The organism is Fuerstiella marisgermanici, from assembly GCF_001983935.1.
Lineage (GTDB): Bacteria > Planctomycetota > Planctomycetia > Planctomycetales > Planctomycetaceae > Fuerstiella > Fuerstiella marisgermanici.
The window spans coordinates 8,390,799-8,416,279 of sequence record NZ_CP017641.1 but is presented as its reverse complement, the minus strand read 5'-3'; the positions used below and the strand labels follow the sequence as shown (position 1 = coordinate 8,416,279).

The following is a 25,481-nucleotide window of genomic DNA, read 5'->3' as shown; positions in this document are numbered from 1 at the left end:
TGAATCCACGTTGTAGTGGAAATACGCGGTTGCGTCGCGCGCAGAAGCGCGTTTTGCCGGTACTTTTGCTGTAATTTCCACGAGTTGCCAGCTTCAGGCAACTCGCAGCGTTCGACGAGCGAATTCGATCGCCTCAACCAACGCCGTTACATCAGCTGCTGTGTTGTACGCCGCGAAGCTCGCACGAGTCGTCGCACTAACACCCAGCAGGTCGTGCAGCGGCATTGTGCAGTGATGACCGTGGCGAGTCATCACGCCGCGACGGTCCAATATCGCCGCCAGGTCTTCAGGATGCACGTCCGCCATACGGAAACTTAGAATGGCGCCGCGGTGCGAAACATCGGGGCCGTAAATCGTCATTCCCGGAATCTGACTCAATTGCGAGTATGCCGATTCCAACAACAACTGCTCGTGCTGATGAATGGCCGCCACACCCAGCCCCTGAACCCATTCCACGGCCGTCCCCACAGCGATCGCCTGAACAATTGGAAGCGTACCAGCTTCGAACTTCGCAGGTGCCGCCGCAAACGTCGAATGATCTTTGTAGACGCGGTCAATCATGTGACCGCCGAACAGAATGGGGTCCATTTCATCCAGCCGTTCGGCCTTTCCGTACAGCACACCAACGCCGGTCGGACCGTAGATTTTGTGGCCGGAAAAAACCAGGAAGTCGATATCGTCGCTCTGAACATCTGTCGCCATGTGCGGCACGCTTTGAGCCGCATCGATGCAGATGATCGCTCCGACATCATGAGCGCGAGCTGCCAGTTCAGCAATCGGAGTGACCGTCCCCAGAACGTTCGACATCGCGGTCACAGCCAGCACTTTCGTCTTTGCTGTCAGCACCTCATCCAGGCGATCCATGTCCAAACGACCGTCGGGCGTTAGCGGTATGTAACGCAGTGTCGCGCGAGTTCGGATTGCCAGCTGCTGCCATGGCACGATGTTGGCATGATGTTCCATTTCGGTGATAAGGATTTCATCACCCGACTTTAGAAACCGGCCTCCCCAGCCTGCGGCAATCATGTTCAACGTGGCGGTCGTCCCTGCCGTGAAGGCCACCTGAGCCGACGTTTCCGAATTAATGAAGCCAGCAATGCGATCGCGGGCGGCGTCCAGTTCTTCATCAACGCGAGCCCCAAAACTGTAGCGTCCTCGATGAGCGTTCGCGTAGTATTGTTCCTCGACTTCGCGTTCTTTGTCGATGACCAGCTGCGGTTTCTGAGCACTCGCGCCGCTGTCCAGAAAAACAGGCTGCATGCCGCCGTCGAGCGTTTGATTTAGCGTCGGGAATTCCGACCGCACGGATTCGACATTGAACGCTCGCGACGGCTTGACCGCGCCTTCGCCGCCTGCGCTGTTGGGCTCCTGGGACCCCATAACCACCGTCGGCGACTGCGACGAGCCCGCTGGGGCATGACTGGCGGCGATGCCCCTGATCCGATCGACCATCCCCTGCAGTCCATTATGCCGCTGCGGAGAAATGTACTGCTTGAGGTGCAGCCGGTCGAACACTTCCGTGATCGGAAAAGAGAGAATTTCGCTGGCCGTTTTTTCGTCGTAGGCCGCCAGCAGAATTGCAATCAGGCCACGCACGATTTCCGCATCACTGTCGGCGTGCAACATGACCTTGGGGTCATCGCCACTGCCCGTTTCTGCCGTCAGCCACACCTGGCTTTGGCAGCCGTGCACCAGGTCGCAGTCTCGCTTTTGTCCCGGTGCGAAGCGCGGAAGGTCGTAACCCAGCTCCAGAAGATATTGCGACTGATCTCGCGGATCAAGGTCCTCGAATTCCTCGTAGATTTCTTCAAGCGTGACAAACATGGCCTACAAAATTTCCAGTGTCGGTGCCGCTGGTGTTTCGATCAGATTTCTAGCCACCTGCATGGCGACGTTCTGGCAGACGGCTCGCAGTGAATCCCGGGCCGAATTCTCTTCCTGCAGCAATGCCATCATTTTACCCGCATCGCCATATTCACGAATACAGGCGTCAATCGGCACTTCGCCGAGGAACGGCAGCTTCAATTCTTCGGCAACTTTCTTCGCGCCGCCGCGGCCGAAGATATCGCCCGTCATGTTTTCAACGAAGCCCAGGACCGGCACATTGACTTTCTGATACATATCGACCGCTTTGATGGCGTCCAGCAACGCAACCTGCTGCGGAGTGCAGACGATGACAGCTCCGGCAAGTCCCACCTGCTGCGACAGCGTGAGTGAAACATCGCCCGTGCCTGGCGGTAGGTCAATGATTAAATAATCCAGTTCGCCCCACTGCGTGTCCTTCAGGAACTGAGTCAACGCTTTGTGCAGCATCGGACCGCGCCAGACAACGGACTGTCCCTGTTCGATAAAGAACCCCATCGACATCAGCTTCATACCGTCGACATCAATTGGCTCCATCCGCATGACTTTTTGGCCTTCGCCGCCCTGCTGTTCGGTGGCGCCGGGCTGACCGCCGGCGCCCAGCATATGCGGGATGCTGGGACCGTAGACGTCAGCATCCATCAGACCGACTTTACAGCCAAACGAATGCAGACCGCACGCAAGGGCGGCCGCGACCGTGCTTTTGCCGACGCCGCCTTTGCCGCTGCCCACAGCGATAATGTTGTGGATTTTCAGGCCGATGCGTCCGCCGGCATCTTTCCCGCGGACACGAGAAGTCAGCTTTGTGGTGACGGTCTGACCATCAGCCAGAGCCGCAGCGACCTGATCTTCGATCAGCGTTTTCAGGCGGTCAGGATTCGGATAGGCGGGCGTTGGCAATTCCACGACAACTTCGACGTTCGGCCCTTCGGCACTCACATCGCCGATCATCCTAAGATCCGACAAAGATTTGCCGATCTCCGGGTCAATCGCCTGTCCTGCCAGATTTCTGATTTCGTCGACCGATGCCATGCTCGCTGTTCCCGTTGTGGCAGACGGCCTGTCTGCTGGATGCCTGCGGAATATTGAGGGTTTTGAAGTCCTCGCCGCATCGTACGCGGGGCAGCCGCCAGTTCAACGCCACCATTTCGGGAACTAAGCCAATTCGTCCATCCGGGAGAAACTGCCGCACGATCTTCTTCAGCCTGATAAACCCGCAGAAGCGGCCAACTAAGCGGACACCGGTTCCTGACTCGGAACTTCCTCATCCACCTCAAACCCAACGGGCGACATATCGTTCTCATCACCGTTGTAGTTGATGGTAATTTCTTCCCCAGGCAGAATGTCTCGCAGCGCGGTATACACCTTCGTTTGCCGACCGACGTCGTCGTAACGAGCGTTCGCAGAGTACGAGTGGTTATACATCGAACCAAACCCAAGCGCCATTGCGACCGTGCCACGGCCCCATTCGAACACGTAGTTGGCCAACACGGATCCCTCCGGCCCCAACACTTCAGCGTCGGGCATGACGATCACAGGCACGCGTTCGAACTCAGTGCCTTCAGGAATGAAGGACCGTGCAAAGACGCCTCGACCTTTGCCCTTTGTTTGTTTCACTTCAATGTGAGGAGACGTGTAAATCGGCATAAGAGTTTCTGAGCTCCCTGAACAGGAATAGGACAACGTAACGAGGGCGTTCCAACGTCATTGGTGCCGCAAGCGAAGAAGCGAGGCGATTCATAAAGCCTGGCTTGTGGCCCGAACGCTTCTTATTGCTCCGCAGCGCTTCGCGGAACGTTGCGAACCGAATGCCCGCAAGGGAACAATAATAAAAACGACGGCGTCAGTCGACCATCACCACAACGCCGGTGATATTGTCGCGTGAACCGCCTTCCTGAGCTGCCTTGACCAGCGACTCCGCGACCTGTTGAGGATCGTCGGATGCGGAAAGCAGTTTCTGAATGGTGTCGTCATCAATGCCATCTGTGATTCCATCCGAACACAGAAAGTAACGATCACCAGCGGTTGGCCGAACTTCGACTGCTTCTGTGCCGGACGCGCCGTCCTTCGTGCCAAGGTAGCGATACAGCACGTTGCGATAACGATGCGTCTTCGCTTCTTCCTCGTTAATCGTGCCGGCTTCCAGCAGTGCCTGGGTTAACGAATGATCTTTGGTCAGCTGTTCCATCTTCGACTTGCGAAGCTGATACACACGGCTGTCGCCAACTCCCCCGATGTAGAAATTGTTTCCAGCGCGAACAAGCAGCACTACGGTAGTGCCCATGTTTCTGACGGAGGGATCAACTTCGCTAAGCGCCATGATTTCTGAGTTGGCTTGCTCGACCGCGCGGTCAATTGCCTCCACGGTGGCCGCTTTCGGTCCGCCAGAGAAATCCAAAAGCTGCTGCAATTCGCGAGGAATCACCTCAACGGCAATTGCACTCGCTTTCTCGCCGGCATTCTGACCGCCCATGCCGTCAGCGACGATAAAGAACCGCTGGTCATTGTCGATGTAGTAATTGTCTTCGTTGTTTTCACGGAAGTTCCCCGTGATGCTGACGTGGCCTGTACGAATCGAGAGCATGAAATGGTCCGCTGATGCCTGCCGGAGAGCATCTGTTGTCTGATTGAAGGTCGGTAGGTGACTGAAGAATTGTTACGGCTTGTGAGGCTGCAATCCGCAAATTGTGTCAAACACGTTGCGAATTCCCAGCGTCGTGGCAGAAATCAGCATCTCTCCGGCGGAAAAACCAGCCGTGGTCCCTAACAGACGGTTCTGACTTTCCACCAACTGAAACACGCGCTGCTTTTCCGGTGGAAACTGAGTTCGATAGGCTCGAATCGATTCCAGTTTCACGTCCAGCGTCTCGGAAATGTCGGACACAAATCGCCCGCCACCTTCGGGAAGGCTAAGGTTCTGCAGGCCCAGAGGATACCAAATCTGCTTTTCAATACGATGAACGGGCAGGTTTTCGAAGTGCTCGTCCCATTTTGTCAGCCGCGAATAAAAAATGGCGGCGTCTGTGATCTGCATGGCCTGCCAGTGGTCAGGCGACGCCATGGGCGTTTTTTCTGCAATGCCCATGACCAGGCGAGGTCGATAGCGGCGAAACACTTTCGCAAGGGCCACGCGTTCGTCGAATCCGTCAAACAACCGACGATTGGGAAGTGTGAGTGTTTCCCGAACCTGCACCCCCAACACCTCAGCCGCGCGACGAGCTTCTTCCAGTCGCACTTCCGGACCGGGGCTTAGCGGAGTTGGTTCGCCGTCTGTCAGGTCGACAATTCCAACTCGCAGCCCGTCACGCACCATGTTTGCCAGCGTACCGCCACAGGCGATTTCAACATCGTCGGGATGAGCACCGACGGCAATCACGTCAAGCCGTTCGGGAAGATCAGAAAAATCGGTTTGCGACACAACAAGGCCTTTTCGATAACAGAAAACCACGCGACGGAGATCATGCCGTCATGCGTTGCGTAGTCTGTCGGCCAAACGCGTCGACTGCAAGGAACGCTAATTCAGTGAGCGTACCGGATCCCAGGCAGCCATGTTTGTGGACGCGGGAACGATGTACAGCTCGACTCGCCGATTACGCTGCCGTGACGTTTCGTCCGTGCTGGATTCCAGCGGCTGAAACTTGCTGTAACCCATCGCGGCCATGCGTTCCGGTGTGATTCCCAGCTTTTGCAGTTCCAGAATCACCTGATCGGCGCGGTCCGTGGAAAGATGCCAGTTTGTCGGGTGCTTCTGATAGGTTGAGCCCCTGGCGATCGGCTGATCATCGGTGTGGCCCACAATCAGTACGCGCTGACCATCGGCGGCACCGGACGTGACTTGCTGAGCAAAGTTTTTCAGCACGTTGAACGCTTCTGGACGAATCTCGGCACTCCCCAAATCGAACAACACGTCTTCCGGAAACTTACTGAGTCCGGTTAACGGGTCGAATTCAAAGCCGGGAACTTCTGCCATCGGCAGCCCGGTGGTGAGGCCGTCGGATGTGGTATCGCTCAGCACCTGAGCGTAGCGTTCTTTGAGTTCGCCGCGTTCCGCCAGCAGGTTGTCGATGCGCGTATTGGCTGTGCTTAACTGATGCTCGACCTGACCCAGATGCTGAGCCACCATTTGGCGTTCCTGCTCAAGGCCGGCAATCATCTGCTGCTGTTGCGTCTGCGCCATCAGAAGCTGTTCGTTCTCTGCGAACAGTTCCTGCGATCGAAGCTGGCTGGCCGAAAGGTGCTCATTCACTGAATTCCGGCCAGGAAAGCAGCAACCAGTGATTGCCGTTGAAAGCAATGTCATCGCGATGAGTTTTTGAGATGTCGTCAGCATGTCGGGATGCTCTTGCGATTCCAGTGGAGGCGCTTCAGCCTGACGTGTCGACAGGAGGAAGCGATGCGTTTCCGTCGTCTAATGAAGAACTCAACTGAGCACCAATCACAGACGACAGAACAGGAGGGACACGTTTTGTACGTTTCCCGCGACCGACGACCTACACTCGTTTTAGCAAAATACGCGGCATGAACGCCGAATGCTGATAAGAGCATCTCGCGCTTTCGATTCGACTGCAGTTCCTGCCGAATGCCCCCGCCTCGGCTGCAGGTCTGGCTCGACCGAGTCGTCGAATAATCGGCAATTCATGCCGGACCCGCCGGCCGACAACTGACAGACCGCCGCAGAAGCTTCGAACTCTCGTGACTGCGTTACGCACCTTCAGCTGGTGCAGAAGTCTTCAGTTCTGCTGTGGGCGCGGCCGTGTCTGAGCCCGGTGCCGGTTCAATCAGCACTCGATCCCGCAGATTGTCGCCTAGTTTCAGCTTCCAGATCCCGGCGGCATCTTTTAGCAGCACATGCCGGGATTCGATTTCGACGATTTCCGCATCAATCTCGGCCGCCGTAAGACGATCGCCAACTTTCAGCTCCGGAAGTGCCTTTGTGGCCAGATTCCGAAACCATGCCACCTGTTCTCCATCCAAAGCCACTGCTCCGGTAAACAAAGTGAGCGCGGCGTAATCGTCGGTGACCGTCAGAGTCGTGCCTGCCGTCGCACTTTTGGCCGGGCTGCCGCCGTCAGTCACTTTCACCGTGACCGGGTAGTCGCCGGGGCTGAACGTTTTAGGCGGACTCCAGGAAAGCTGTCCGGTCGTTTCGTCAATCTTCAGCCCCTCAGGCACGTCGCCTTCGAAAGAAAACTTCAACGCAGCCGACTCGCCATCATCTTTCGCTTCGACATCCAAGGTGAAGTCGCGTCCGAGCACGACGACCGCTTTCTCAGGCACGGTGACTTCGGGGTCTCCGTTTGGCAACTGAACAGTGATCGCGACCTTTTTCTCGACCTTCAAATCCGGGTTATTCTTTTGAGTCAGGATGAAGGTGGTTTCGTATTTTTTTGGTTCGACATCATTGGGAATCTCCCACTTGAACTCGCCGGTCTCCGGATCCAGTGTCATGCCGTCGACGTTGTCCGCCAACTCAAACATTGCCGTGCCGACGTCGGGATTAATATCTTCCGCCTTGGCCGTCATTTCGACGACGTCACCAGGTGCCACTGTTTTGTCCGACACTGACGCCAGTCGCGGCTTGTAAACTTTGGGAACCGCGGGTTTGGTGAATGGCGATGAATTAAGCAGTGATTCGTAGTCGGCGAACGCCACGTCCTGCTTCGCTGGCGATACCGGAAACATCTGCACAACATCATTGGCCGCATGTGCCACGGCTTGAGTTCCGTCGAGCCCTCGTTCAACCGTCCACTTGTTGTCTTTCGGATCGATGGCCGTCACGTTGACCATTTCGCGGCCCAATTGAACTCGAAACGGAGCTGCCTTGGGAAAGTCGGCTGCTTCGGCAACAGTGACTTCCGTAGCTTCTGCCGAGATGGCCTCCGGCAACCTTGTGCGAGCGAACACATCAGACTTCTGCGGGCTGCCATCAACGCTAAGCCCTTCCGCTGTGAATTTGACTTCGATGCGAGGGTTGCCGCTGGAACCCGTGCTTGTGATTTCCAACGCTGAAACTCGGTGCATCAGATCGGCCTGATCGAACAAATGCAGAAACCGGCTGAGCCCATCCAGATCGGTTTCGGCTTCGACCAGCACGTCAACCGTGGAATACTGCCCCTTCAGTGGCCGCGTGCCGCCGGGAGCGATCTGTTGGATGGAGAACTTGCACTGTTCAGCCAGGTTCGTAATCCACGTCTGATACAGTCGTTGAGCGTCAGAAACGCGCGGCGGCAGGCTGCTTTTTCGCCCCTGTTCAATACGATTCCGCGCAACCATCAGCTCCATCTGTTTGGCTTCTTCGCGTTCGTACGTACCTGCTGCGTTGCTGTAGCTGCGTTCAGCTTCGCGCACCGGTTCCATCAGCCGTTGGTCGGGGCGTACCAAACCAAAGCCCAGCACAACTGCCAGAACACCGCCGAGTACTTTTGTTCGTTTCTTTTCGTCCATTATCTCTAACACCGATTCTCGGTTTATGTTTTTGCTTTTGCTTTACGTTTTCGCTTGCTGTGATTTCTGCCCGGCCGGCTGTGGCTTTGTCTCCGGAATACTCACTTCCAGATTCAACTCCATCGCGTAATTCGGATCTCGCAGGCTGGGAGTAATCTCGCTGGGAGCAACCTCGTAACCGGCTTCTGTAAGAACCCTCTGAAGATCTTCGATGTCACGACGCGACTTCGCAAAACCTTCCGCTTCAATCGAAGCCACGTAGTCACCCTTGCGGACGCCAAACTTAAACTGCTTGATGTAGACGCGGTCCGTCCCGCCCATCAGGTCCTTAAGTTTCTGCATCTCATCCAACCAGTTAATATCGCGATCCGTCCATTCCGTCAGATTGCGATCTAACATCAGTTCATTTTTTGCCAGCTTGTAGGCTTCCTGCATCTCACTGGATTCGTCTTTCAGAGCTTCCGTCGCTTCATTGATGGCGTTCACTTTGTCTGTGCGCCATTTCCAGCCGCCAACCAATGCTAATGCCGTAACGCCGACAATAGTCAGATTCCGCAGACGGCTATAGTCCTTTTTCTCAGGTGCCTTCCGCGGATTAACAAGGTCCACCGACTCCACAGACGACGTCTCGAAGTTCGCAATGACTCCGGCAATGGCAAGCATGTCCGAAGAAATCAAACCTTCGGGCACTGTGCAGGTCAGCAGCGTGCCTTGAGGATCGATTCGCACGACTTCGGCATCGTTCAACCGCTTCGAAATGGAATCCGGTACGGCGGCCGTAAGTTCCGGACTGCCAATCAGCATCAGTCGCTGAACTTTGTAGTCGCCCATGTCTTCAGACGCGGCCAGACGAGCTCGCGAGATTTCGGCTCGCACCGCCTGTTCGACTCCGTCCAACGATGTCCACGAAGCACCGCTGTGTGAAAACGCGACACTGTGGCCGGTCATCATGATCAGTTCGATCGAATCCGACCCCATCGCCACAATCGCTTCGACGGAACTGCTGGCGGCCGTCTTCGAAACAACTCCGGCATGCACAACCGACGCAGCCACGCCGAACGAACTGATTCGTACACCAACCAGTTGAAGGTCGCACACAGCCAGACATTCACGAACTTCGCTGATGTGCTTTTTCGGGACCGTGACCAAAAGGACTTCACGAGTCTCCGCGCCGGGCGTGATCGGCAGCGGTGAGAAGTCCAGGCACACACTGTCGACAGGCACGGTCAACCGCGTGGCCGCCTGCAGAGCGACAATGTCTGGGATTTCCGCGTCGCTTAAGTTCGGCAGCTCAACACGATTAAACGTCACCAGCTCGCGAGGCAGAACCACAATCGCTTCTGTGGCTGCGATGCCTTCGGCCGAAAGAGCCTTTCGTAGTTCTTCACCGATCTCAGCAGGCAGCAACTGGCCGTTTTGACGGTCGACCGTAACGGCCGACTTGAGTTTGACCGTCGAACTGCCGGCCGATCCCGTTGCGGCGATCAGCTGATCGCGGTCCCATTCGATGACAAGTGTATCTGGCATAGCGGGCTTGGCTTTTGCTTGCTGAAGTCTGTTTGGTCAGGAGGCGTTTTGGCAGCTCGGCCTTTTCAGGCCATCGCCGAAAAGACTGGGCGGCCCCGCAGCCCATCGTACGCCTGGATGTTGAAGTGTGGCTGGCGACCGGACAGTTGTGAAGGTTCGATCTGTATTTGATTAAACCCCGCAACCGGCATGGTGGTGCCGCAAGAACCCAAATGCAACGATGGAAGCGACTTATGCCGAATTGTCTGGGTTGGTTAAGACGATTCTGAGGCGACGGTGAGGCTGATTCCTTCGTCAAAACAGGCCTTCACTCCCTTCGATTCCGCTTTGCATCGGGCTAAACTCGAGCCACCATCGCCGCTCTTTTGCCCCCGATTGCGAGAAGCCCCGCGTGACGAATTCGCTTATCACCGACGATCACCGCCAGCAATACCAGCGGGAGGGCTATTTTATTCTGGAAAACGCGATCGGCGAGGAGCATCTGAAGATTCTGCGTGATTCGTGTGATCATCTGATCGAACTGATGCACCAGGAAATGGATCGACTGGGCACTGACCACATCCACATCAGCCATCGCGGCAAGCGGTATCACATTGCCAAAAAGTATGATCAGGCACCTCGACTTTCCGAATACGTGTTCAGCGATCTGATGGCCGGAGTGTGCAAAGCGACGATTGGCGATACGGCCTTTCTGTTCTACGACCAATACGTCGCGAAGGCGGCGGAGCAGGGCATTAGCTTTTCGTGGCACCAGGACAGCGGATATCTGGACTTCAACCACAAGCCATACGTAACCGTATGGGCCGCCGTCGACGACATGACCGTTGAAAACGGAACCGCGTACGTGCTGCCGTGGTCGAAGTGCGGGATCCGGTCGCGCGTGGAACACATTCAAGATCCGCAGACAGGGGACAAGGTTGGCTATTTCGGGACAGAAGAAGGCATCCCGGCGATCGTTCCGGCGGGAAGCCTGGTGGTCTTCAGTTCCCTCACCTTTCACCGCAGCGGCGCCAACACCACAGACAAGATGCGCCGAGCCTACGTGACTCAGTATTCGAGCGAACCCATTTTGAATCCGGACACGAATACACTTCTGCATCTGGGCGTCCCCTTTTTGAAGTGAGTCGTTCTTCACAGAATTACCGCATCGCCAACCAACGCCCATTTCTATCATTTTTCAAAGGTGACCGATTGTGCCGCGATATTCTTTGTTGCCGTTTCTATTTGCAGTTCTCGTCGTGCACATCGGCAATGGTGCTCGGATCCACGCAGCCACAGAACCGCCAACGCGGCCGAACATTCTGTGGATCGTCGGTGAAAACCTAAAGCTGGACCTGGGCTGCTACGGTGCCAAAAACGTGCGCACGCCCAACCTGGATGCGCTGGCCGCTGACGGCGTCAGGTTCACTCGAGTGTTTTCCACGTCACCGGTTTGCGCACCCAGCCGATCCGCCTTTATGACGGGGATGTATCAGACGACGACCGACATGCATCACATGAGGTCTCATCGCGACGACGACTATCGTCTACCGGAAGGTGTGCGACCTTTAACGCATCGCTTAAAGGATGCGGGCTATCTGACGGCCAACATCGTGGACATTGGCGACAGAGTCGTCGGCACCGGCAAGCTGGATCTGAACTTCGTCAATGAAGGCCCGGTCTACGACACGAACTCGTGGTCGCAACTGAAAGACAATCAACCGTTCTTCGCGCAGGTCAACACGCCGGAAATCGAATACGACATCTACGACCGTCGCACTGCCGAAAAACCTCGCGCTAAATGGGTCGGCGAAGAATGGCACCCAAAGATTGCCACTCCGGAAAACGTGACTCCGCCGCCATACTATCCCGACCACCCGATCGTCCGCGAAGAGTGGGCTCGCTATTTGAATTCAGTCTCGGGGATGGACGTTCGCATCGGCTGGATTTTAGAGCAGCTACAGAAAGACGGCACAGCCGATAACACGATTGTGATATTCTTTGGAGACAACGGCCGCCTGGAAGCTCGCGGCATTCACTGGTGCTGGGATACCGGCCTGCACGTGCCGATGATCATTCACTGGCCCAAAAACTTCCCCGCTCCACCGCAGTATCAGCCGGGCACGGTTAACGAAAATGTTATCAGCCTGCTTGATGTCACGGCGACCACGCTGAACTTTGCGGGCATTGAACGACCGGCGGCCATGCAAAGTCGCCGGTTCATGGGAACCACCGTCGACCCACCGCGAACGTACGCGTTTGGAGCTCGTGATCGTATCGACGAAACGGAAAACCGAATTCGGTCGGTTCGCGATAAGCGGTATCACTATCTTCGAAACTACCGCCCCAAGCCGGGGCAGCCGAACGCCGGGCAACCGAACCAGGGATTCTTGTCACTGAACCGCTACAAAGAAAAGTGCTTCGCCGTGAAGCCACTGATGCGAAAGCTGGTCGCAGAAGGCCGGCTGCAAGGAGCGGCCGCAGACCTGATGACGCCGTTACCCGACGAACAATTGTTCGACACGGAAAGCGATCCGCATGAAATCACGAACCTGACTGAGTCGGATGATCCGATCCATCAGGCAGCGCTGCTGCGTTTACGAGCGGCTCTGGACACGTGGATCGTAGAAACCGGTGACCGTGGCGAATTCCTCGAACCGCGCGAAGTGTTCGCTCCGTTCGAAAAGGAAATGCACGACTGGTTCGGCACACCGGACTGGTATCAGCCACCCGCCAGGTAGCGAGGTGATGCGTTCAAGGGAGCGGCACACCGCACGACTGCCAGCGTCGAAAAAAAGAAGGCTGCGTTTCCAGATCCGGAAACGCAGCCAACGTCAGATTCATTGTTGTTGCAGCAAGCCGTACGTTAGGCAGAGAAGCTGCTTCCGCAACCGCAGCTCTTCACGGCATTTGGGTTATTGAACGTGAAGCCACGTTTTTCCAGGCCGGTGTAGAAGTCGATTGTGGTGCCGTCGAGGAACAGGTCGCTCTTCTTGTCGACCACAACGCCGACGCCGTGCTGTTCAGTCACCATGTCGGCGGTTTCGTCGTACGCATTCGTGAAGTCGAACGAGTACTGAAAACCGCTGCAACCGCCGCCAACGACGCCTACGCGGACGTACTTGAGTTCAGGACGATTCTGCTCGTCCATGACACGTCGAATTTCACTTGCCGCCGCTTCTGTCAGATTAATACTCATTGTTTCAATAACTCCTGAACTCAATTTTGAGTCGAACCGTATATTCCCCAAGGCACCACCGCGCCATGGAACCAAGTGATTTTACTGCTGTGAAGAAAAACCCACCGTTGGTGAGCCGTTCGCGTGCCTATGAATAGTTTATTCGACTTGTAGTACGAACTGTCAAGTACGTCCTTTCACAAGAACCGGCGATTTTCCCGGATCTGAACGTTTTCCGGGAGTTTCTTCGCAGCTCTCAGCTTACACCAAGCATCTCTCACCGGCCAGCAGCAAGCAGCAGCCGCAACTCCGATTTCGAGAGTCGGCTCAGGCTGGTTGGCAGGCCGTCCTGCTTAGAAGTTCCAGTTGGTGTAGACCGCGGAGCGGAATGTTTGCCATTCGTCTCGGTAATCGTCGCCCTTGGGGCCGTCAACCATTTCGCAGACCCATGTGTCCATGCGGCGGAGGCGTTCGGCCAGAACGGCCGCGATATTGGCCGTGATGTTGCAGACGGCGTCGGGGAATTTCGCCTTCAACTCGCGAAAGTGAGCTCGGCTGTAACAGCAAACGGTGACGTCCGAGGTCGCTTTGATGGTCGCAGAATGCGGAGCCGTGCGGACGAAGGACATTTCTCCGAACACGTCGCCGGCATTCAGATTCGCGAGAATTCGCACGTCGTTCACACTGCACGATCGGCTCACGACACATTCGCCGGACAGAATAATCCACAGTGCTTGAGTGTCGTCGCCTTCCGTCAGGATCTCTTCCCCTGCCGAAAACGACATTTCCTCCAGTGCGTCGCAAATGGTGGTCGCTTCTTCCGGGGCGATCCCCTTGAAAATCTGAAGAGACGTAAGTTCATTCGTGGGCATGTTCATGGATGGTGCCTTTTCTTGATCTGCGAGCCGTCCTGGACATCGCCTGCGGCCGCCGTTTGTTCGTTGTGGACCATGCCAGAAATCCCTGCCGGGGAAATCCCTTAGCGGCACACGCGCCGCAAGGACTTCTGGCGATACCCACTACTTACATTATAAGTGATTGATCCTGCTGAGGCTGGATGTCCCAACCACGAAATTAAATCCCGGCCAACACAGTCGCGCGGCCGACACGTCCGATGCCCATCAGGTAGGCGGCAGACCTAAGTGGAATGTGCTTCTCCGTCGCGATGTCCCACATCTTTTCAAAGCTGCGAGTGAGTTTCTTCTTTAATTCAGTACGCGTGCGTTCCAGATCCCATCGGAAATATTGCTGATTCTGAACCCATTCAAAATAACTTACCGTCACGCCGCCGGCATTGGCCAGAATGTCGGGAAGGATGACAACTCCTCGGTCAGTCAGAATCTGGTCAGCATCCGGCGTCACCGGACCATTGGCGGCTTCGATCAGATATTTGGCTCGCACATCGCCGGCGTTTTCCTTTTTCAAAACACCGCCCAACGCAGCGGGAATCAGAACGTCGACATCCAGAGCCAGCAATTCGTCGTTGGAGATATCTTTTTCGGATTCAAACCCCTTTAGCGAACCATTCTGCCTGACGTGCTCGAGTGCCGCAGAAATGTTGATGCCTTTTGAATTGAAGCGGCCACCGCTGATATCCGAAATCGCGACGACCTTTCCTCCCTTTTCAGCAATGTAAGACGCGGCAAAAGAACCGACGTTGCCGAATCCCTGAATGGCGACGGTGGTGTCCTGAAGATTTCGCTTGTCCTTGGCCAGCAGCGCTTCGGTGAGAAGCCCGACGCCTCGCCCGGTGGCTTCTTCGCGACCGTCGGCGCCGTGTAATTCAATCGGCTTGCCCGTCACGCAAGCTGGGTTGAAACCGTGGTAGCGTTCGTACTGGTTGACGATCCATGCCATCACCTGTGAGTTCGTGCCCATGTCGGGAGCCGGGATATCCTTATCCGGGCCGATGACGTCCTGCAGCTCATCGACAAAGCGGCGAGTCATCAGTTCCAGTTCGTTGCTGCTAAGCGTCTTGGGCGAAACGGTGATCCCGCCTTTGGCTCCACCGTACGGAATATCAACCACGGCGGTCTTCCATGTCATCAGCGATGCCAGGGCCAGCACTTCATCGGAATCGACTTCGTGGTGAAACCGCAGCCCGCCCTTCATGGGTCCGCGAGCACTATTGTGTTGAATGCGATAGCCGACGAACGTGGCGATTTCGCCGTTGTCCATTTTCATCGCCACCTGCACTTTGACTTCGCGTTCCGGAGTACTCAACAACTTCTTCATGTTGGGCGACAGGTCCATCACGGACGCGGCGTTTTCGAAGTAGTGGCTGGCAGACTCGTAAGCGTTCATGTCAGGTACTTTTTGTTATTGCCGCACGGCGGGCTGAGCTGAAATCTGGTTCGAACTGGAAAACAGGCTGGCGAATTTCGGCGTTTGCAGAAGCATAGACGCAATCTCGCGAGCGTAAAGAGCATTCCCATAGGCCGACAGGGAAGTGGAATCGCTTTCGAACAGTTTCTCGGGCTGACTAAACGAACGAAACGCGGCAGTCGCGTCGCAGTACGGCACAGCAGACTGCTCGCATACCGCGCTGACGATCCGTTGAGGAAGATCGCCGTCAACCGGCCACGCCGACGCAGTACTCAATGCGCTGGCAATCGTGGGAAACTCGTCCGCTCCGGTCACCTGCCATGGCACCGGCGAGGTACTCACCAACAACAGAAACGGTTGTTGAGCGGCATAAGCGGCCAGCCGTTGCAGCGGATCCAATGCATGACGCACCTGAAGCCGAAGATCGGCCTGACCGGCAGTTGTCCATTCGTATTGTTGCTGCAGTGATACCACAGGCCCGCTTGTCGCATCGACCGTCAAACCCGCCTTCCCCTGCAACAAACGCAGTAGCGCTGATTGCTGTAAGCGACTTAAGGCAGCATTCGAAGAACTCGGCGACGGCGCCAGCATCGGGTTGAGGCAGATCTGGCGGCCTTCCGATTCCTTTAACCAGCGTCGGTAGATGGCATCGTCCGCCACGTCACTCATATCAAAATGCAGAATCACGACCTCAGCCGCCAGCTGATTCAATTCCTGCCGAAACTGAAGAAGCGACAACAACGGGCTGTAGCCTGGGACTCCCGCGTTCAACACTTCCACCTGTTGTCCGGTCTCCTTCGCCAGAAGATTCTGCAGCCGGTTGGGGATGGTGTTTTCCGGCTGCATGTCCGCACCCAGGATCGTCTCGTCGCCCAACAAAACAATCCGCAACACGCCTTCAGGTTTTGGCTGAATGGGCTCATCACCGCGAAGGCCAAAGCTGTTGGTCTGAAACGCGATGTCACCAGGTGACTGATATCGGCTGAGCCGTTTCATTTCATGATGCACGACGGCTGACGGAGCCAGCAGGTCGCGCAATGGCCCGCTGACCTGACTGGCAATTGTCGGCGTTGGCGGCGGAGACCGGAACTGCAGCACCACTTCCGCCAGCAATACGATCAGCAACAGCAGCCCTACGGCTGTTATTAGCTGTTTTATCGTTCTGAATGAGGCGCGAAGCATTGTGCGAGAAGTGTAGTTCAAAGGCCGTAAACGCAGGAAGGGCGAGTCCCCGTGGAGGAACTCGCCCTTTTGAATCCTGTTGTCTGCAAAACGCGTCCGGCTGCCTGATTCAAGTCGCTGTCAAAAACACTGACCTGCTTTGCCGCCTCTCTTCAAAACGACCAGCGGCAGCGTTTTCGAGCGAAAGCTCGAATCGAGCCGGGGACCAACATCCCCTTAAGCAGCTCGGCGTTCTGCAAACTGAATCTTCAGGTTCGATCCGGGACCCCCACGAGGCGGGTAGCCGTATTCTCTTAACTTCCCGGACAGCGTTCGCAGGCCAATTTTCAGGATCTGAGCCGTCCGTTCGCGGTTACCGTTACAGCGAGCGAATGTGGATTCGATCAGCTTGCGTTCCATTTCCCGCAGCGTCATGCCCACGCTTTCGACGCCCGTTTCTTCGGTCGTTTCATTCTTCAGCCAGGGTCGAATGCTGCCCGCGTCAATCACGCCGCCAACTTCGATCGTGCAGGCTCGCTCGACCACGTTCTGCAATTCGCGAATGTTGCCCGGCCAGCTGTGACCCTCAAGAACAGAAAGAGCTTCCGTGCTCACCTCACGAGGAGGTCGTCCTTCCTTGAGCGAAATTTCACCAATAAAGTGTTCCACAAGCAGTGGAATGTCGTTCTGTCGCACTCGCAGAGGTGGCGACTGCAAAGTAATACCGCTTAGGTGCTGCAGCAGATCGTCACGGAACCGACCTTCCATGGCCAGTCTGTTCAGATCCGAATGCGTCGCAGCAATAAAGCGGATGTTGGGCGAATCCTTCGTCCCGTTCAGTATGGAGGTCGCTCGACGTTCCAGCAGCTGAGCCAGCTTTTTCTGGAACGGCAAAGCAACGGTTTCCACGTTGTCCAGCAGAATAGAACCGCCGTCGGCCATCTTCAGATAGCCAGGGAAACCTTCCGGATGTTCATCACCAAACAATTGGTGCTCCAGCGTTTCAACCGAATGCAAACTGCAGTCGATCCGCAGGAATGGCTTTTCAGCTCGACGGCTGCAGCGGTGCAAACCTTCAGCAATCAGAGTCGTACCGCTGCCGGCTTCGCCACGAACAAGAACCGTTCGATCGTCATCGGCGGCGATGCGAATGCTTTCTCGCAAAGCCTGCATGGCGGGCGTGCTGCCGACCAGGTCCATCAGATTGCGGTTCAGCAACTGACGCTTCAGGTTTTCGTTCTCGCGGATCAGTTCGGTCTTCTGCATGGCCGTTTGCAGAGCCGCTCCGAAGCGAGTAGCGGAGAATGGTCGTTCGACAACGTCGCATTCGAAGCTGGGAACCGTTTCGCGTCCCCAACGAGAATCTTCAGAAACAATGCACAACACCTGAGCCGCCTTTGAGTGGCTGCGGATGGCGGCGTTGACTTCCTGAAGTCGTGATACGTTGTCCGCATCGTCGATGATGCAGATTTGGAATTCCTGACGGCTGAGATGAAACAGCATCGCGTCAGGGCTGTCTGTTTCGCAAACCGACATACCACGTTTGCGGACGTCATCGGCAAGAAGTTGTCGAGCTCCCGGGCGTGGCGAAAACACCAAAACCGATTGGGGAGGTGGCGCTGTTTCGACAGGAGTTTCGGTGGGAGTTTCAGGAGCCAGGCTTTGTCCGACCGGTGATGAGCCACCAGGGAATCGGAGAATTTGCGGCTCATGATGAGCGCCAGAAGGGAACTCGTTCATGATGTCCTCAACTTGTGAGCAGGGCGGAAGAGAGAGGAAAGTCTGAGAGAATTAGTCGAACAACTGTGACCGTTGCGAAGTTCTGAGAAGGAACAACACGAAGCCACGCGACTCCTTGAGGAGAGTCTTTTGTTCTGGGTTTCCCGGGCTGGGAATGAAGGGAAGAATGAGAGAGGAATGTTGAACTCAGAAGTGAGTTCGGCTTGAGAGGCCGAGTGATAGTTCGGATCGCATTTTTATGTCAACACGGTTTTCTTCAGATTTGAAAGAATTCAAGCCGCAACTTTGATTCATTCATGAATTTGGAGGGGGAATCCCGTGATTCGTCCCGTTGTGAGCCATCGGATCGGCAGTTTCTGCAGCTTTGCCGCTGCGATGACTTTCACTGCCGCAAGCGAACCTGGAAGAAGCGGAAGAGTTTGCTGCTGCGACAACAAGCTGCAAACCTTCGTTCCGCGCCGGCACGCCGTTGCGGTTCACGTAATCGACCGACAGAGAGATGCCGCTTTCCTGGGCAAAACGTCCCGTTAACTGCGCAGCAAGGTTGCGCTTCCACCAACGGCGAAGGCTTCGCCAACTTCGTAAAGCGGTGTTCCGGCGAAATCTGCCGGTGATTCGTTCGGCGGCCCCAAGTTGGCACGCAGACTGCTGCTGTTTAGCTTAAGGACTCGATTGCCGCCGCAGATTCGCAACGCCATTCGGACAATACGGGGACTGGGCGATGCGGAACGTTCCATTCATTTGACAGAAGGACACGCCGAAGAACATGCAGAACGCACCGAGTGGAATACCAGGGCTGGACGCGATGGATACACACCAGAAAGCACTGAGTGTGAATCTCGACCCACGACGGTACGGAACGTTCGCCGAAATTGGAGCGGGCCAGGAAGTCGTGCGGTGGTTCTTTCGTGTTGGAGCCGGAGCCGGGACAATCGCCAAAAGCATGTCCGCTTACGACATGCAGGTCAGCGACGCCATTTATGGCCGTGCCGGAAGGTACGTTTGTCGCGAACGCCTGGAAGCAATGCTCGATCAGGAACACCAACTTAACCTGGACCGACTTCGCGAAGCACGTGGTGAAACCAGCACCTTCTTTACTTTCGCGGACACCGTCGCCGCTCGTGGCTACAAGGGAGGCACAGAATGTCATGGGTGGATGGGCATTAAGTTTCAGGCTCACCCACGCGACGAAGACAGTCAGATCATTATTCACGTTCGAATGCTGGATCACGAGACCGCTCTGCAGCAGGAGGCACTCGGCATCGTCGGCGTCAACCTGGTGTACGGTGCCTTCGCCTTCAATCACGAACCCGAATTACTGGTCGATTCGCTGCTGGACGGACTGTCCACATCTCGCATCGAAATCGACATGATCGAATTCTCCGGCATTGCATTTCGCCGGGTCGACAACCGCCTGATGAGCCTGAAGTTGGTGGAACTCGGCGTAAGCGGTGCCGCCATGTTTGCCGCCAATGGAGACGTACTACAGCCTTCTGAATTTCTTTATCGCAAACCGATTCTGGTGGAACGCGGCAGCTTTCGCCCCGTCTGCAACGTGAATCTGGACATGCTGAGGTGTGCCCATGAAAAGTTTTCTGAGCTGCCCGACGTCAAGGGCAAAGAGGTCGCTCAAATCATGGAGATCACGATGCGAAACCTGAAAGCCGAAGGCGAAATCGACCGCCGCGACTTTTTGGCTCGAGCCGACGTGATGGCAGCATGCGGCATGAACGTCCTGATTTCCGACTACTTCGAATACTACCGCCTGGCCGCCTACCTGTCTCAGTGCACGCGCGAACGGATTGCGATCACGATGGGTGCAGCCAGCCTGCGAGATCTGTTCGACGAAAAGTATTACACGACGCTGGACGGAGGCATCCTGGAATCGTTTGGGCGTCTGTTTAAGAACGAGCTGAAAATTTATTGCTACCCGCTGCTCGATCAGGAAACGGGAGAACTGACAACCTGTGACAACCTGAAAGTCGAGCCAGGACTGGAGAAACTCTACGGCTACTTGCGTGACCACGGAGGAATCAACGATCTGGACAACTTCAGCCATGACTGTCTCAGCATCTTCTCCCGAGAAGTGCTGCAACTTATTGGCGAATGCGACAGCACATGGGAGCAAATGGTGCCCCAGTCCGTCGCAGAAGTCATCAAGCGGCGCAAGTTTTTCGACTACCAGTGTGATCCGAAAACTTCCTGCGTGGTTTCGAACTAAATAAAAATGGATGGGATCGATGGCAATTGAATACACCTTTATCCCCAAACGCTGGTCGACCGCCCGATGCAGTCTTCAATCAAGAAAGTCTTAATCGGAGCGATTGTCTTCGTCGTTTCGTGCGTAGTTGCGATTGTTGGTTATATGGTGGCCGGATGGACGGTTCTGGAAGCCGTTTACATGGTCACCATCACTATTTTCGGTGTTGGTTTTCGTGAGGTCAGGCCTATCGACGCCCCATCGCTGCGCGTGTTCACAATGATCGTCATTGTAGCTGGATGCACGTCTGCGATTTATGTAATGGGGGGCTTTGTGCAGATGATTGCGGAAGGGGAACTGAACCGATTTCTCGGGGCGAGGCGCATGACAAAGGGAATAGAAAAGCTATCGAATCACGTAATCGTCTGCGGCTTCGGAAGAGTCGGACGGATTCTGGCTGAGGAACTTTCCAAGTCCAGTCAGGACTTCCTGGTCATCGATACGAATCAGGAGCGACTGCAGGAAGCTGAAACCGCTGGCATGTCAGTTTTGATCGGCGACGCGACAGAAGAAAAAGTGCTGGAGTCGGCTGGCATCGCTCGAGCTCGCGTGCTGGCAACGGTACTCCCCGATGACGCCGCCAACGTGTTCATCACGCTGACCGCGCGGGAGTTGAATCATGATGTGGAGATCATTGCTCGCGGTGAGTATCCGTCGACCGAAAAGAAGCTGCTGAGGTCAGGTGCGACTCGGGTTGTGCTTCCCGCCGCCATCGGCGCATCAAGGATCGCCCGACTGATTACACGGCCGTCGGCGGAGGACCTTCTGTTCGGTTCTTTGGATCAAGATACTTTGTCTGAGGATCTTGAACAGATCGGACTGCACATCTCAGATTTGCGCGTGCCCGCGAACTCAGACTTGTGTGGCCAGGCTCTTGAGCACATTTCCTTTGGTACCGGCAATCGTTTTGTAGTACTGGCTGTGCGATCACGCGATGGCACCGTCAGTAGAGATCCACCAGCGGACTACCAGCTTTCGCCCGACGACACCTTGATCGTTCTGGCCCAGCAAGGAGTTGAAATGCGGCTAAGGCAAGTGGCAGAGGCTAAAGAAATCATTTACCGAGGCGTGAAAAGCTGACCTCTTTCAAACTGTTCCACTTTCCATAAAGCGGCGGTTGGCGTGCAGGTCTCAAAAGTTCAAGTTCCCTTTCGACACGACCACTCTTTTGCACGAAAGCCATTCCAAAATGAAGCATGGCAACATCATTGTGTTCTACGATGGCGATTCCTCGTTGTGGAGACGGCGCGTTCAGTTGCTAAGACGCCTTGATCGCAAGGACTGTGTGCACTTTGCGAACATCAAGTCGCGCAGCTTTGATGCTCGCGTCTTCGATAAGACGCAAAAAGAATTATCGGCCGTCACTCACTGCCTACTGGCCGACGGCACGTGGATCAAAGGCACGGATGTCCTGCGGCATGTGTACTCGTTGGTGGGCTTCGGCTTCGTCGCTCGATTGACCGAACTGCCGTTACTCAGACCCGCATCAGAAATCTGCTACCGACTCTTCTGTCGCCTGCGCCTCCAGGACCCGGCCATCTAAATCGATCCTTGCGGAATTGGCAGCAAGGTGTGTGGCCGACGTTGGAGCGAGCAACGAGTGAAACCCCGGCGCTTCGTTCAGCCCAACGCAGGCCCCTCGAAGAAACCGTGCGCAGGGTGGCCCGACCGCCGTTCATGGCGGCTGGGTGCCGCGGGCACAAGATGTCTCATCATCCGGCGTCCAATCAGTATGGAACTCCATGTTCGACGGAAGCCGACAAGCAGGCATCCTGTCGCTGCGCGACCCAACCGAACAAGTCGGTCGGGCCAACCCACGGTTCGTTACCTCCCCGCAGTCGCCCTCGTCTCCTACTTGATTCATGCAGCTCAATGGATGTACCATCAGTCCGCAAGACCTCCATTCTCGTACAGGGGACTTGCACCCCATAAAACACTCGCCATGCAAGGCGTACCGACAGCGTGAACGGGAGCGGCGATTTACGTCCAATTTCCAAACCCAAGTCAACCGTCGCCGCCTGGTTACGCTAATCGTTATGCCGCCATGAAGTACCTCACAGTCGTTAAATACGACCCAACCTGGCCAACGTTGTTTGAGCAACTCCGTGACCGCATCTCAAAGGCCACTGGAGACATAGCCGTTGCTATCGAACATGTTGGCAGTACCGCCGTCCCAGGCCTGTCAGCCAAACCGGTGATTGACATGGATGTCGTGGTCAAGGGCGCGCCGGGCGGCGCAACGGCAATTGAGCGGCTTGCGACATTGGGATACCGACACCGCGGTAACCTGGGAATAGAGGGGCGAGAAGCATTCGATAATCCACCGGATTCGCCAGCTCACCATTTGTACGTCTGCCCGCACGGGAATTTGGCATTGCGCAATCATCTGGCGATACGCGACCACCTGCGATCAGACCCGGAAGGTGCTAAATCCTATGGTGAACTCAAACAAACACTTGCTCGTGAGTACGTGAATGATATTGATGGATACATTGACGGGAAAACAGACTTCCTCGCGAACATTCTTTCCGTTTGCGGAATGACGGATACTGAACTTGAATCAATCGCGAGGGCGAACCGACGAGATTGAATGGCAGCGGTCAAATCCGCAGCGGCGACCTAACACCAGTGGATGAGAAACTCGCGTCGCCGAGTTCTCATCTTTTGTTCAAGGAGCCCGGAGCTGGTAAGCGGGTTGATTTGCCTCGAATCGTGTCATGAGCCGCAGGGTGGCCCGACCGCCGTTCATGACGGCTGGGTGCCGCAGGCACAAGATGTCTCATCATCCGGCGTCCAATCAGTATCGAACTCCATGTTCGACGGAAGCCGACAAGCAGGCATCCTGTCGCTGCGCGACCCAACCGAACAAGTCGGTCGGGCCAACCCACGGTTCGTTACCTACCCGCAGTTGCCCTCGTTTCCTACTTGATTCATGCAGCTCAATGGATGTACCATCAGTCCGCAAGACCACAATTTTCGTACAGGGCACTTGCACCCCATAAAACACACGCCATGCAAGGCGTACCCATTAAAATGCGCCAGAGTTGCCGCCGGTGCTGCATCCGAACTCAAAGTCCCCCACGGCAACTCGGGTGATTTTGCTCGTTCTTCGACAAGAGGCGAATAACAATCCTACTTGCTGGCACGGAATTCGAAAGGCGAATGCGCCGCAGTGGCGACGGATTCACAGATGCACTCTTTCGGCATCTTGTGTTCGCCTACTGCCAGCTCTATCAGGAGGCTTATTGGTTCGACCAACTGGAGAACGCCTTCACCTATCTTGAACTCGCCGAGAGTGATCCCGAAGCTTTTCGGACGGAGCTTGCTTCAGTGCGTTCCGAGGTTGAGGAAGCGATGGGCGAGTACTTTGAAAGCCTCAACGAAGTGGCAGCGGCGATACATAGGTTGCTCGACGATACGCCATTTACGATTGACGATACAATTGCTTGCATTGCTCACGTATGGAACGCTCATTCATGCAATGAAGATCCAACAGACTTCAATCCACGAGAGGATCGAATTTTGTGTGAACTGCTTGCAAATACTGCGACAGGGCTATGACGAACGCAACAACGAAGTCGAAGAACCCTGCCATACACAGGAGGGGCGGTGGCGAAAGTCTCATGAAATCAAAGCCGGTAGGGCAGGCTCCCTGTATAGACCGGAGGCATAGGCAATCATGAGCTCGAACCCATGTCGACCGCCCCGAACGCTACGGGATTCACGCACCTCGCTTCTTGCACCAATCCGCTCTCGCTGGGCCATCCTGTCGTTCGCCGTAGTCCTCGGCCTCCTGGTACCGGCGCTGCATCGATCGGCCATTTACGAATCCGGTCTCTCGCTTTGGCTTCTGCTGCCAGCAGGCTTCATCACCTGCGTTGCATTTGCACGGCCAATCTTTTCAGTCTTAGCATCTACAGTGCTTGTCGTTGTCTTTTCAAACCGTCTGTACTTTATTGATACCCCTTGGGTGTACATTGGGCCGCCGTTCGATCCGGACACCGTGTATATCAACGCCACTGTCGCTACGACGTGCTTCAGCATTTGCTTGAGCGCAGTTGTTGCAGACTTCTTCTGGCTGAATCTTCTGCGTCCGTAGAAAACAGGCATGAACTCAGCAACCAAATAGTTCGTGTATTGGCCGTCCCTTGCAGATTATCCTCTCCACATCACATCCACTGATACGCCTGATATCGTCCAGAAGCCCCTCCAGAGGCCATTCTCAGGTCGATTGCAGCGTTGTGGAAAATGTTTCATTTAGTGGCGGGATCATGGCACAAACCGCGATGTGACGATTTGCGTCTGCCGCGTTTCCAGAAGACCGGACAATTTGCTGCCTCAATCTAATAGAGAGTGATTTATGGCTAAGAAATACTATGACGGCGCTATTGCGGCAGGTAAAGATGGCCTTTCTTGTATTGTGCGTAAGGAGAACAATCCGCCACCGGTGGCGAGCTGGGGCACTGCTGACGACACGCTCGTCCGTCAGGGCGGACACGGGATCTGCAAAGGTCTCGCAACGGCGTGGGTAATTGCTTTGCTGAGCGGTCAAAAGGAGGCTCATGAGAAGGGAAGTTTCCGCAAGTACTTCACAGAAGTGCTGAAATTCCAGGGGACATACATCAAGGACTTTGGCCAACACATGGACGGCCATGTGAAGCAGCTCAAGAAAATGTCTGCGGATCCAGGAGTGCGGCTTCTCAAGAAGGTCACGCCAAAGACGCTCGAAATGAGCGACGTTCCGAGTGGAAACTGGGGCGCATACGTTTCCGTATGGAAACATGACGTTGCGTTTGGGAGTTACAACAACAAGTACTATGTGATGGACCCGAATTGTGGATTGATCGGTTTCAGCAACAAGTGGAAATTTGTCGCGGGAGCCCAAAGCCTGGTTGAAGGACGTCGGACACGGAAGAATAAGGGGCCAGACGACACCATTGGCATCTGGTTTTACGCCTGAGCCGGACGCTGTCCGGCAGCTTGAACTCGTTTCCCCTTGGCGAT

At 55.5% G+C, this 25,481-nt stretch carries 22 protein-coding genes; 8 read left to right on the top strand and 14 right to left on the bottom strand.

The window, feature by feature from the left end; translation table 11 throughout:
• Nucleotides 1-93: 93 nt before the first annotated feature.
• The 8 genes from Fuma_RS31860 to pilM all read right to left on the bottom strand — a co-directional run bounded on the left by Fuma_RS31860 (nucleotide 94) and on the right by pilM (nucleotide 9,834).
• On the bottom strand, nucleotides 94-1,824 hold the full coding sequence (locus Fuma_RS31860) for a SufS family cysteine desulfurase (RefSeq protein ID WP_083732470.1): 1,731 nt from the start codon (nucleotides 1,822-1,824) through the stop codon (nucleotides 94-96).
• Between the two features lie 3 nt (nucleotides 1,825-1,827).
• Nucleotides 1,828-2,895, bottom strand: a complete 1,068-nt coding sequence (locus tag Fuma_RS31850) for an Mrp/NBP35 family ATP-binding protein (protein WP_077027664.1) — start codon at nucleotides 2,893-2,895, stop codon at nucleotides 1,828-1,830.
• Nucleotides 2,896-3,093: 198 nt separating this feature from the next.
• A complete protein-coding gene (locus tag Fuma_RS31845; RefSeq protein ID WP_077027663.1) occupies nucleotides 3,094-3,510 on the bottom strand; it encodes an SET domain-containing protein in 417 nt (138 codons plus the stop codon).
• Nucleotides 3,511-3,706: 196 nt separating this feature from the next.
• Complete coding sequence (locus tag Fuma_RS31840) at nucleotides 3,707-4,447, bottom strand: PP2C family protein-serine/threonine phosphatase (RefSeq protein WP_077027662.1); 741 nt, start codon at nucleotides 4,445-4,447, stop codon at nucleotides 3,707-3,709.
• Between the two features lie 72 nt (nucleotides 4,448-4,519).
• Nucleotides 4,520-5,281, bottom strand: coding sequence for a PIG-L family deacetylase (locus Fuma_RS31835; RefSeq protein ID WP_077028686.1), 762 nt, complete (start codon nucleotides 5,279-5,281; stop codon nucleotides 4,520-4,522).
• Between the two features lie 96 nt (nucleotides 5,282-5,377).
• The gene (locus Fuma_RS31830) at nucleotides 5,378-6,193 is read right to left on the bottom strand and encodes an OmpA family protein (RefSeq protein WP_077027661.1); all 816 of its coding nucleotides are present in this window, start codon (nucleotides 6,191-6,193) and stop codon (nucleotides 5,378-5,380) included.
• A gap of 371 nt (nucleotides 6,194-6,564) precedes the next feature.
• Nucleotides 6,565-8,307 carry a cadherin repeat domain-containing protein gene (locus Fuma_RS31825; RefSeq protein WP_077027660.1) on the bottom strand — a complete coding sequence of 581 codons (1,743 nt, stop codon included), beginning with the start codon at nucleotides 8,305-8,307 and terminating at the stop codon, nucleotides 6,565-6,567.
• Nucleotides 8,308-8,349: 42 nt separating this feature from the next.
• Nucleotides 8,350-9,834, bottom strand: a complete 1,485-nt coding sequence (pilM, locus tag Fuma_RS31820; RefSeq protein WP_077027659.1) for a type IV pilus biogenesis protein PilM — start codon at nucleotides 9,832-9,834, stop codon at nucleotides 8,350-8,352.
• A gap of 391 nt (nucleotides 9,835-10,225) precedes the next feature.
• Between pilM and Fuma_RS31815 the strand changes: the two genes are divergently transcribed.
• Nucleotides 10,226-10,957, top strand: coding sequence for a phytanoyl-CoA dioxygenase family protein (locus Fuma_RS31815; protein ID WP_077027658.1), 732 nt, complete (start codon nucleotides 10,226-10,228; stop codon nucleotides 10,955-10,957).
• A 70-nt stretch (nucleotides 10,958-11,027) separates the two neighbouring features.
• Nucleotides 11,028-12,554 (top strand): sulfatase family protein, encoded by a 1,527-nt coding sequence (locus tag Fuma_RS31810; protein WP_158521202.1) that lies wholly within the window; start codon nucleotides 11,028-11,030, stop codon nucleotides 12,552-12,554.
• Between the two features lie 125 nt (nucleotides 12,555-12,679).
• Here the strand turns inward: Fuma_RS31810 and Fuma_RS31805 are convergent, their stop codons facing one another.
• The 6 genes from Fuma_RS31805 to Fuma_RS35055 form a co-directional block, all read right to left on the bottom strand.
• A complete protein-coding gene (locus Fuma_RS31805) occupies nucleotides 12,680-13,012 on the bottom strand; it encodes a HesB/IscA family protein (protein WP_077027656.1) in 333 nt (110 codons plus the stop codon).
• A gap of 332 nt (nucleotides 13,013-13,344) precedes the next feature.
• Nucleotides 13,345-13,869, bottom strand: a complete 525-nt coding sequence (locus tag Fuma_RS31800) for a cyclic nucleotide-binding domain-containing protein (RefSeq protein ID WP_077027655.1) — start codon at nucleotides 13,867-13,869, stop codon at nucleotides 13,345-13,347.
• Between the two features lie 196 nt (nucleotides 13,870-14,065).
• Nucleotides 14,066-15,295, bottom strand: coding sequence for a Glu/Leu/Phe/Val family dehydrogenase (locus Fuma_RS31795; RefSeq protein ID WP_077027654.1), 1,230 nt, complete (start codon nucleotides 15,293-15,295; stop codon nucleotides 14,066-14,068).
• A gap of 15 nt (nucleotides 15,296-15,310) precedes the next feature.
• The gene (locus Fuma_RS31790) at nucleotides 15,311-16,498 is read right to left on the bottom strand and encodes an SGNH/GDSL hydrolase family protein (protein WP_145944488.1); all 1,188 of its coding nucleotides are present in this window, start codon (nucleotides 16,496-16,498) and stop codon (nucleotides 15,311-15,313) included.
• 216 nt (nucleotides 16,499-16,714) lie between these two features.
• Entirely contained in the window at nucleotides 16,715-18,217 is a 1,503-nt protein-coding gene (locus Fuma_RS31785; RefSeq protein ID WP_077027652.1) for a sigma-54-dependent transcriptional regulator, read from the bottom strand.
• A gap of 527 nt (nucleotides 18,218-18,744) precedes the next feature.
• The gene (locus Fuma_RS35055) at nucleotides 18,745-18,954 is read right to left on the bottom strand and encodes a hypothetical protein (RefSeq protein WP_145944487.1); all 210 of its coding nucleotides are present in this window, start codon (nucleotides 18,952-18,954) and stop codon (nucleotides 18,745-18,747) included.
• Nucleotides 18,955-18,983: 29 nt separating this feature from the next.
• On the opposite strand from Fuma_RS35055, the gene Fuma_RS31775 reads away from it, so the two are divergent.
• From Fuma_RS31775 to Fuma_RS31745, 6 genes are all read left to right on the top strand, one after another.
• Nucleotides 18,984-20,438, top strand: a complete 1,455-nt coding sequence (locus Fuma_RS31775; RefSeq protein ID WP_077027650.1) for a nicotinate-nucleotide adenylyltransferase — start codon at nucleotides 18,984-18,986, stop codon at nucleotides 20,436-20,438.
• A 66-nt stretch (nucleotides 20,439-20,504) separates the two neighbouring features.
• The gene (locus Fuma_RS31770) at nucleotides 20,505-21,557 is read left to right on the top strand and encodes a potassium channel family protein (protein ID WP_077027649.1); all 1,053 of its coding nucleotides are present in this window, start codon (nucleotides 20,505-20,507) and stop codon (nucleotides 21,555-21,557) included.
• A gap of 109 nt (nucleotides 21,558-21,666) precedes the next feature.
• Nucleotides 21,667-22,020 (top strand): DCC1-like thiol-disulfide oxidoreductase family protein, encoded by a 354-nt coding sequence (locus Fuma_RS31765; RefSeq protein ID WP_077027648.1) that lies wholly within the window; start codon nucleotides 21,667-21,669, stop codon nucleotides 22,018-22,020.
• A gap of 501 nt (nucleotides 22,021-22,521) precedes the next feature.
• The gene (locus Fuma_RS31760; protein WP_077027647.1) at nucleotides 22,522-23,067 is read left to right on the top strand and encodes a GrpB family protein; all 546 of its coding nucleotides are present in this window, start codon (nucleotides 22,522-22,524) and stop codon (nucleotides 23,065-23,067) included.
• 572 nt (nucleotides 23,068-23,639) lie between these two features.
• Nucleotides 23,640-24,038 carry a hypothetical protein gene (locus tag Fuma_RS31755; protein WP_077027646.1) on the top strand — a complete coding sequence of 133 codons (399 nt, stop codon included), beginning with the start codon at nucleotides 23,640-23,642 and terminating at the stop codon, nucleotides 24,036-24,038.
• A gap of 799 nt (nucleotides 24,039-24,837) precedes the next feature.
• Complete coding sequence (locus tag Fuma_RS31745) at nucleotides 24,838-25,437, top strand: hypothetical protein (protein WP_077027644.1); 600 nt, start codon at nucleotides 24,838-24,840, stop codon at nucleotides 25,435-25,437.
• Nucleotides 25,438-25,481: the final 44 nt, after the last annotated feature.